We start from the raw sequence: 8,826 nt of genomic DNA on the forward strand, positions 1-8,826 counted from the left end.
TTACACACCAGTGGCTACAGGTATTGCGGACAACCCGAAGATATTAAGTGACGTTGCCCCGGTACAACTTGGTTCGAATGTCGTCTCAGCAACGGCACCGTTAACTTCGCCGGTAAAACACCATGATTAATTAATATCTACCGTACCAGAAGCTGAGCAGCTAACGCCGCTTGGTGGGGCCCCAGAGACTAGCAGACACACCGAGCGATAACATCGACGGGGATAATGCAGGCGTTTAAACGCTTTTTGGAACAGAGATATCACCATATTAAACCATAAAAATAGTATGTTATACGTCAACAAACAAATGAGACAGACCCTTTGCTGGCATCGAATTGATTTACATGATACGTAAAGGGCAATATCAATATCTGCAAAGTGACGGATTGTCGCCCGTAGAACAATTTTATCTATTGGTTGCTAAAAAAACGGCAACGCGATTTCTGCTTGTATGTCGTCGTTAATGTGATGGGGCCTCCAATCTACTAACAATGAACTATTCATAGGTCATGATAATTACACCCGTTCCGCGCAGCGGACCAGCGACAGGCCTCGAACTTTCTAACGTCGAGGATACTATGTGGGTCGTGACACCACCCGCAACTGTGAACCTCCCCCCGGCCGACAACCCGTTGACCTGTAATGAGCTATTTACATTGGAACCTAAAGAGATCTTTGGCGATATCGTATTGACACGGATTGTAGCGCGCGATCTACAAGATATGGAGAAACTAGTCTGAGCAGTGTGTCCATTCACCTCGCTTGGTGCAAGCGCACCATGATTTATTACCGATGAACCCGACGTAACGTCACACGAGTTTGCATAGGGTGGTGTGACCCCGCATGTCGATCCAGGCGCTCGAACAGCCGTGTTCGAGTAACTTAATCCTGAGGCGATTAAGCAGACTTGAAGAAAGGTGCCGTTACGAAATGTACTGGTGGTGAAGCGACTCTGACCGGATGCCCCGTACGTCGATATATACTTTTCATAAGCGAACTCCCACGTAGATCCGGCAGGGACGAGTACATATGGTTGTGGCTCAAGATACCAGCCACTGGAATACCCCGGAATACTGTAGCTGAAGTAGACGCCTATGCCGAGCCTACAGCGTGAGAATCCACCGCAAGACACGGTACCAGATGGAGCGGGACTGTTATCGCTAGCCCAGTGAACAGTACCTGAATAGGTGTACGTAGACGGATTGTAACTCCAATTGGTCAGCCCTCCGTTATATAACTGGATTGCATGCACAGGTATTATGCTCGACATGACACCGAAAAAGACGACAATTGGAACAGCGCGAGGTATGCGCATGAGATGTTTCACTTAAATACCCTCTATATAGGTTAAATGGGTCCGATTGATCTTACCGCTCGAGCTGTTCCGTTGCTATTCGGAGATGAGATAAGGCTACTTGACCCGAAAATTTAGTTAAGTGTGGAGCCCAATCCGACAACGAATTTGTTGTCAATGGTTTGTATTGGCTATAACCGATAACGGTCACGTAAACCTGTAGGAGGAGTTCAGGGCCTTGTTTCCTCCAATGAAAACGAAGGTGCCAAACATCGGTACTTACAGGCGCGTTACATCATTGTTTGCACAACCAATTATAGGCTCGTGCCAAATTTCCTTGATTTCATCAGAAATATACAAAGCTGCTAAATGTAATTCAGGATAAAAGTTGCCGTTGCTTTAAATGGCCCGTAAGCAATCCTACGGCTACTCAACGCAACAGGTTCCCCTTGCACATAAGCCTGAAATCCCAGCACCGTGTTGCCGGTTTGCAAGGCGGTTGTTGGTCCCTCGACATTAATGGGCAAAGCGTTTCCGATATTGCTTTCCATGCCGACCGCAATTCCCTGAGCCATACTTCCGGCGTCCAGCGCCAGCAGGCCGGGTAATTGTGCATTGTCCGTGCCCTGGAACGTGACTTTCACGTTCCTGAACACGCTAACCTCACAGCCTTCGAGATGTAATTCAAACGGCTTGCTGGGGGTTCTGCCGTAGCGATAAAGTAACTTGTCAATCACGCCGCCAAAATCCAGCACCAGATTTTCATCGCCGGGGCGCAATAAGCAGGGCGCATCGACCAGCGTGCCGCGCATAATGAGATTTTCCGCCGCTGTCACGGATGACGAATACAGGGCGCCGCCGCTTAAGGCGATAAGGCTGCCAAGAAACAGGCTCAATCGGTTCATCATTCTTCCTATTGGTAGTCGGCCACTATCGTGGCGCGTGCAACGAAAGTGCCCGCCACCGGCGGAGAGGCCGGGTTGGCGACCGGCACTGCGGTCAGCGTGGGCGGTGTCGCCAGATCGACCGGTATCGGCTGATTGAGGCGCATCGGCGTACCGTTTTGTTCAATGCGGATGCCCAACCCGGTTTTGTCGGTCACCACCGCTGCGTTGTCGAAGCCTACGGCAGTGCCCTGCACTCTAAGCCGTACGCTCCCTAGGCCGGTACAGGTAATCAGGTAAGGCACCGGTTGCCGATACTGAACGCCGTCAATGCCCCGGATGATGACGTTGTCGAAGTTCACTTCAATCAGCCCGCCGCTGTTGACCTCACAGGGGATGGACTCCACCAACTGCCCCCTGAAATTAACGTCCACGGCCTGAGCCGGGGATAGCATACAAAGTAAGCCGGTAGTTATGCAGGCCAGAGTGCTGCGGGTCAAAACATCTCTATTCATTTCCCGTTCCTTATTGGTAATCGACCAACAGCGTTGAGGTGGCGGTGAAGGCACCGCCGGTCAGCGTGCCGCCGCCGTTTTTAACCAACACCGCGCTTAGCGTCGGGCGAGCGGGATCGGTAAAGTTTTCCCAGCTGTTGACGGCCAGCTTGCTGCCATTGCTTTTTAGCTCAATGCCAAGAGCGTCTTTGCTCGTGCGCAACACTGTTGGATCAAACGTTGCGCCGTTGCCTTTCAGCTGCAGCTTAAGCGTTTGTGCCGTGGCCGCCGAGCAGTCGAGCGTATAGAGAATCGGCTGCTCATAGGCATTGCCATCGATGCGGCCAATCAAAATATCATTGCCAAAATCGATGTTGATTGGGGTGTTGCCGTTGATCACGCAGGGCGGATCGATCACCGTACCGCTGACCGTCACATTCAGAGTAAAAGCGTATGCTACGGAGCAGAACAGGCTCAGTATCACACCGGTGACGAACCCGAGCCTTAAACGCGCTTTCCTTGGGGTTGTAGAGGGTTTACTCATAGCTCAGCCTAAAGTTGATATTGGCGTTATAGGCCCCGGCCAGCAGTGCTGCGCGGGTGCGTTCCGGCGCGATGTAATAGGTCACCAGATTGCTGCTTGGGGTCAGTAACAGCGGTTTGCCTTTCTGTCCCAAGATCACATTGTGGCGCTCGCTGTCCTTGAGCCGCAGCCCCATGCCGCTCACTCCCTGTGCTGCGATCAATTGCGGGTTGGCCGGATCCTGCACGCCGGTAAAGGTGAACGAGACCGCCGGCTGGCTGGCGCTCCAAGTGAGGTTGCCCTGCGCGTCGCGGTTGGCTGACGAGGTGCGCAGGCAGTCATGCAGGCGCAGCTCCACCGGAACCAGCGCACCGCGATCACCCGGCGTCTTCAGGTTGCCGGTGCTGACGTTGCCCAGGTTCACCGACTGATCCGCCGAGGCCATTTCCAGCCGACAGGCGCCTTCGGTCAGCGTGCCGTACACGCGCAATACGCCGTAGTTGCCGTCCACCAGACCGTCGTTAAACCCGGCGAGCGTCACCGGCGAGAACAGTGCAAGCGAGGCCAACGCGCACAATCCCGCCGCCGTTACCCATGTCGCCCCTGTATGGAATCGGGTTGTATGATGCATGTTTTTCTCCTTACGCCACTGCTTTAATAGGAACGCTGGATTAGCGCTGGGTGTCGCGTTTGGACTCGTCTACGCTGCAGGTTACCCCGGCGCAGCGGAAGGTCAGCGCCGGCTGGCCGCCGTAGTCGTTGACGTAAACCAGCACTGGCGCGCTGCCCAGCGCCGCTGCGCTACCGCCCAGGGTGGCGTTACCTTTCGGCGGCACCATCATCGCTTCGAAGCCCTTCACCACCTCGCCGCCTTTTTTCGCGCTGGCGCCAATCAGAGTCACGTAGTAGGGCGTCGGGTTGTTCACCTGGTATTTGTCGCCGTTCTTGCTCAGCGTCAACTGTTCCTGGAAGGGCACTGCCTGCTGCGCCGCTGCTGCTTCGGCCAGAGCGGCAGGCCGGTAGAACAGCTTGATGCGCGTCTGCAGCGCGATTTGCAGCACGTTCGGCTTGTCGCTCTTTGGCGGGATCTCGCGCAAGTTGAAATAGAACAGCGATTCACGGTCTTGCGGCAACCGCTTAAAGGCTTCGGAGGCGGCCAGCGCCTGGATCTTCACCTGGCTCTCCGCCTTGGGCTCAATACGCTGTACTGGCGGCACTACCGCCAGCGGGCTGCTGTTATCCAGCTTGTCGCCCCGTTCGTTTTCCAGCCAGCCCTGCGCCAGATAGGGCAGCTCCGAGTTCTGGTTTTTCACCGTCAGGCTCACGGACTTTTCCGAACCGGGGAAAATCACGCGCGTTCTGTCCAGCGAAATCGCCGCTGAGGCGGTATGGCTCAGGGTGGCGGTGAAGGCCAGCGCCAGCGCGCTGAGTAACGTTTTGTTATTCATCTTCAACTCACTTATTCAATTTTGTCGCGAGGTGGCTATTCACCCCGTGCGGTTTATTCAGGCCGTCGTGATTTCACGCACGGCAATAACAGATTGGTGGTCATGCCGGCGGCGAGAGTGTCCGGGAACGTAATTTGGCACTGCGGTTTATTCCCCCAATGCACCGTCATCTTGTCCCCGGCGTTAATGCCGCTCAGGTAAACATTGCCGTCGTCATTGACGATGCCGGTTTCCTGCTGTTTGGCATTCAATACCGTGGCACCAAACGGCGGTGCGGAGCCATCGGCCAAGCGGATCACCGCCAGGGCTTTTTCACCGGAAATCACTTTAAAGCTGCGGTAGCCGATTGCCCCTTCCGTCAGCGTGCCTTGCTGCACCGACTGTGAGGCCTCCACGTTATCCGCCAGCTTGTCGACATTGATGCGCACGCTGTTGCGGTAGTAACTGGTGAGATCCGTCACCACCGCTTTGCCGAAGCGGTTGCTCGCCACCGAGCTGCCGTAACCGCCGACCGGCACGCCGGCCACGCCGTCGGTGTCGATCATCATTCGTGTGCCACCCAAGATGCCGCTGCGGTGCAGTGCGCCGCCTTCCGGCGTCAGAGTCGCTCCGCCTTGCAGCGACATGCCGAGAGCGCTGTACTGGCCTTCGCGGTAGCTGGCCGAGGTATTGACCTGTGCCAGTGTCCCTTTGTGGGTATAATAACCGCTCAGATCGGCGCCGCTGCGCGCCACGCCGGCATTCACCTGATAACTGTCGGTATCGCCGACGCGGTCGTAATACCCCACGCTGTTGCGGCTGTCCCCGGCGGCATAAGAACCGTTATAGCTGACCGTGCCGGACCCGCCCCACGGCATCGACAGCGACAAATACATGCCGTCGTCATTGGTGTCGTTGTACTTGTTGCGGTAAGCCGTTAACGACAGGCTGACGTTTCTAAAACGGCCGATGTCGAAATAACGCGCCAGCGACAGGTCGTAACGATCGTTGTCCGCCTGGTTCCAATAGGTTTGATGGTTGTAGTTTACGTAGGCCGTCAAACCGATCGCTTCAAACTGCTGGTTCAGCGAGATGGTGTACATCTCCTTGCTGCGCCCGGCGTTGATGCCGCTATCCAGCGAATCGAGATATTCGCTCATCGATCTAAAACCGCTGTCGGAGAAACGGTAGCCGGCGAAGGTCACCTGGCTGCCGGTTTCGTCGAAGCGCTTGGAGTAACTCAGGCGGTACGAGCCGCCACGCTGCGTTTCTTGCCGCGGCACCTTTGCCTGCGAGTGCGTCACGTCGAACGACAATGCGCCCAGCATCATCAGATCCCGCCCAACCCCTGCCGACAGCGCATTATAATCGCCGCCGCCAATGCCGCCGCCGTACAGCGACCAACCGTTGCTGACGCCCCAGGAGAACTCGCCGGAGGCGAACAGCGGGCCGTTCATGTGGTGCTGCCAATCCGACGGTTTGCCCAGCGCGGCTTTGTAACGTACCTGCCCTGGCCGCGTGAGGTACGGGATTGTCGCGGTATTTACCTGGTATTGCTGAACGCTGCCGTCCTGCTCCTCAACCCGCACGTCCAAATTGCCGGAGACGGCGCTGTCCAGATCCTGAATGCGATAAGGGCCGGCGGCAACTTGCACCTCTTTGATGATCCGCCCTTGCTGGCTGATGATGACTTTCGCATTGCCTTTGGCGACGCCGCTCACCTCTGGCGCATAGCCGCGCAGGTTCGGTGGCAGCATATTGTCGTCGGTCATCAGGCTGGCGCCGGTGAAGCGGAAACTGTCGAAAATCGCCGAGTTGAAATAGTCTTCTCCCAGGCTCAGCTTGGCACCCAATCCGCCCAGCGCACGGTAAGCGTAGTAACGGCTCCAGTCCCAACTGCGATTGCCCGTGTCGTGGTTGTTGCCGCTGCGACGGTCATAGCGCGCTTGCCAGTCCGCACGCAGGCGCCAGGCACCCAGGTTGGCACCCGTGGTGCCGTTGCCGGACAGATCGGTGCCGCTGCCACTCCCGCTGCCGTTTTGCTGCTGGCTTTGCAGGTTCATGTTGTAATCAAACAGCAAGCCCGGTAGGCCGTCCTCCCAGCGTGAAGGCGGATCCCAATTGGGCGCGCTGTATTCTAAATACGCCTGCGGGATGCTGAGATATAAAGTTGACTTACCCAGATCGCCGCGCGCCTCCATGCCTTTCAGACTTGCCAGGTTCAGACATTGCCCTTCGCGCCACCAGGTCACCTGGGACAGCGATTTTTCGGTCAGGCCCAACTGATCGACCAGCTCGGGCGTCAGGCAGGCGACCGTCTCATGTTCATCGTGCTCGGCGGTGTAAAAATTAATCGGCCTTTCCGGCAGAACGTTGGCGTTTAAATTAATCGCCAACGTGTAGGTGCCGGGCAGAATATATCCCTTGCGTGAAAATTGACTCAGATCGATATTTTCCCGATCTTTAATGTCGAGAATATCGGTATTGAACTGCACTTCTTCAGCCGCTATAGAATTATTCAATGTGCAGAGAAAAACAGATGCGCCTAAACTTGCTTGGCAAAATATCGAAATCGCAGAACGCGGAAAATAACGCAACATGGAAATGAGCCTCTTTAATTATAATCCATTCTGAAGCGAATCGTTGACCTGAAATCTCCGGCTCGTAAGTTCTCTTTATTGCCCACCAAATTTAGCGTATAGCGCAAATGCATATCACCGGGGGTGATATTGCCTGCCGGCAGCGCAGCGCCGGGCGTGGCAATATTGCCCTGCCGATCGCGGATCATCATCGCAACGCCGTTGGCTTCACCGCGAGTTTTGAAATAGTCGTTGTCGGCGTCGCCGTCAAAGGTGACCTGGAATCTTTTCCATCCAGGGTGCTGCGGGTTGATTGAGGTCAACACGCAGTCGAATAAACGGATTGAGAATGCTTTCTCCGGCCCTCGCCCGTCACGGAGTATTTGGCTGATCGGCACATTGCCCATTATCAGCGTCTGGTCACGATCGCCCACTTCTATCGCGCAAGGCGTTTCCACGATAGCGCCTTTCATATTGACCCGGCCGAGGGCGTCTGAAGCGGCGAAAGAACTTGTTATCGTTCCCAAAATGCCGCCGGCCAAAAGCAGAGGGGCCAGGTATCGCATGGATGGATACTTCCGGTGCATCGGCGCACTCCAAATCGTTGCTGGAAAAAACCTGCGGCAGGCGCGCCGCAGGTTGATACGACGGTCAGGATGATCAGTTGTAAGTCAGCACGAAGTTGGTGGGTACCTGGAAGTCACCCGGGACGATCGTGGCCGCTGCACCGCCACCTTTCAGGTTTGCGGCGAAGGCCAGGGTGTTATTGCCGTTGGTCACGGTCTGTTCTGAAGTCGGGGTATTCAGCTTCACCTTGCTGCCATCCGCTTGGGTCAGCTGGATATAGGCACCGCTGGCACTGCCGATCAAGCCCAGGCTTTCGGTATCATAGGAGGACGGCGCACCGGTAAAGGTCACGGTCACTTTGTCTTTGGTACCCACTGTGGCGATTACGCAGTCTTGTAGCTCGATATTGAACCGCTGCGCCGTGGAGGTGCCGGTATTGCCATTTGCGGCCAGTGCCACGTTGGAAATAGCACCCAAGCTCACTGTCTGATCCAGCGACCCTGGCGCGATCGAGCACGGCGCATCGATAATAGAACCCGTAAATGTAACTTTACCGCCGCCACCAGCCGCATACGCAGAAGAAATGGCGGCCATACCCAGCATAGATAAAGCAATCAGACTTTTTTTCATTTCATTTATTCCATTTTTAATGAATTTATCTCCACAGGACTCTAGAATAAAAAGAACATGCGGAGTGTTCTCTGGCGTTTTCAGACGTGCAACCGGATTTCAAATCGCAATCATTGTCATCAAATACCCATTTCAAAATGCACCGTGTTCAGTACAATGATTCTTGAAAATGTTTTCAACATGAGAATCCTGGTTTTATCAATCACATACTCAGTTAATCGAGGTGATTTATCCTCTCCAGTTCTCAATGAGAGTCATTATGAACATTCAGAAACATAATAAATATCAGCGAGGGATGACATACTGGTAGTCATTTCATGAATATCATGTAAGGCAAGAACTACAAGTTGTTTAAAGACAACTGAATAGACAGTAATCAAATGGAAAAGCGGAAGCTCATTTTATTAATTAGATGGGGCGCAATGTAG

The 8,826-nt window shown here is 54.6% G+C and carries 9 protein-coding genes; all 9 read right to left on the minus strand.

Features of this window, described 5'->3' with window-relative positions:
• Positions 1-496: 496 nt before the first annotated feature.
• Positions 497-1,315: an MrpH family fimbial adhesin gene (locus tag V2S86_RS25520; protein WP_442996182.1), complete on the minus strand. Its 819-nt coding sequence runs from the start codon at positions 1,313-1,315 to the stop codon at positions 497-499.
• Between the two features lie 344 nt (positions 1,316-1,659).
• Entirely contained in the window at positions 1,660-2,202 is a 543-nt protein-coding gene (locus V2S86_RS25170; RefSeq protein ID WP_330764599.1) for a fimbrial protein, read from the minus strand.
• A 5-nt stretch (positions 2,203-2,207) separates the two neighbouring features.
• Positions 2,208-2,693: a fimbrial protein gene (locus tag V2S86_RS25175; RefSeq protein ID WP_330764600.1), complete on the minus strand. Its 486-nt coding sequence runs from the start codon at positions 2,691-2,693 to the stop codon at positions 2,208-2,210.
• A 10-nt stretch (positions 2,694-2,703) separates the two neighbouring features.
• The gene (locus tag V2S86_RS25180) at positions 2,704-3,216 is read right to left on the minus strand and encodes a fimbrial protein (protein WP_330764601.1); all 513 of its coding nucleotides are present in this window, start codon (positions 3,214-3,216) and stop codon (positions 2,704-2,706) included.
• Positions 3,209-3,826 carry a fimbrial protein gene (locus V2S86_RS25185; RefSeq protein ID WP_330764602.1) on the minus strand — a complete coding sequence of 206 codons (618 nt, stop codon included), beginning with the start codon at positions 3,824-3,826 and terminating at the stop codon, positions 3,209-3,211. Before V2S86_RS25185 ends, V2S86_RS25180 begins: the two co-directional genes overlap by 8 nt.
• Positions 3,827-3,866: 40 nt before the next feature.
• Positions 3,867-4,643, minus strand: coding sequence for a fimbria/pilus periplasmic chaperone (locus V2S86_RS25190; RefSeq protein WP_330764603.1), 777 nt, complete (start codon positions 4,641-4,643; stop codon positions 3,867-3,869).
• A gap of 53 nt (positions 4,644-4,696) precedes the next feature.
• Positions 4,697-7,222: an outer membrane usher protein gene (locus V2S86_RS25195; protein WP_330764604.1), complete on the minus strand. Its 2,526-nt coding sequence runs from the start codon at positions 7,220-7,222 to the stop codon at positions 4,697-4,699.
• A 14-nt stretch (positions 7,223-7,236) separates the two neighbouring features.
• Positions 7,237-7,728: a fimbrial protein gene (locus V2S86_RS25200; RefSeq protein ID WP_330764605.1), complete on the minus strand. Its 492-nt coding sequence runs from the start codon at positions 7,726-7,728 to the stop codon at positions 7,237-7,239.
• A gap of 133 nt (positions 7,729-7,861) precedes the next feature.
• Positions 7,862-8,398 (minus strand): fimbrial protein, encoded by a 537-nt coding sequence (locus V2S86_RS25205; RefSeq protein ID WP_330766828.1) that lies wholly within the window; start codon positions 8,396-8,398, stop codon positions 7,862-7,864.
• Positions 8,399-8,826 lie beyond the last annotated feature (428 nt).

Source organism: Serratia sp. C2(1) (assembly GCF_036352655.1).
Lineage (GTDB): Bacteria > Pseudomonadota > Gammaproteobacteria > Enterobacterales > Enterobacteriaceae > Serratia > Serratia inhibens.

Coding starts and splice junctions, on each gene's coding strand:
- V2S86_RS25185 (WP_330764602.1), bottom strand. CDS start 3,826: ATGCATCATACAACCCGATTCCATACAGGGGCGACATGGGTAACGGCG.
- V2S86_RS25170 (WP_330764599.1), bottom strand. CDS start 2,202: ATGATGAACCGATTGAGCCTGTTTCTTGGCAGCCTTATCGCCTTAAGC.
- V2S86_RS25520 (WP_442996182.1), bottom strand. CDS start 1,315: ATGCGCATACCTCGCGCTGTTCCAATTGTCGTCTTTTTCGGTGTCATG.
- V2S86_RS25175 (WP_330764600.1), bottom strand. CDS start 2,693: ATGAATAGAGATGTTTTGACCCGCAGCACTCTGGCCTGCATAACTACC.
- V2S86_RS25205 (WP_330766828.1), bottom strand. CDS start 8,398: ATGAAAAAAAGTCTGATTGCTTTATCTATGCTGGGTATGGCCGCCATT.
- V2S86_RS25180 (WP_330764601.1), bottom strand. CDS start 3,216: ATGAGTAAACCCTCTACAACCCCAAGGAAAGCGCGTTTAAGGCTCGGG.
- V2S86_RS25190 (WP_330764603.1), bottom strand. CDS start 4,643: ATGAATAACAAAACGTTACTCAGCGCGCTGGCGCTGGCCTTCACCGCC.
- V2S86_RS25195 (WP_330764604.1), bottom strand. CDS start 7,222: ATGTTGCGTTATTTTCCGCGTTCTGCGATTTCGATATTTTGCCAAGCA.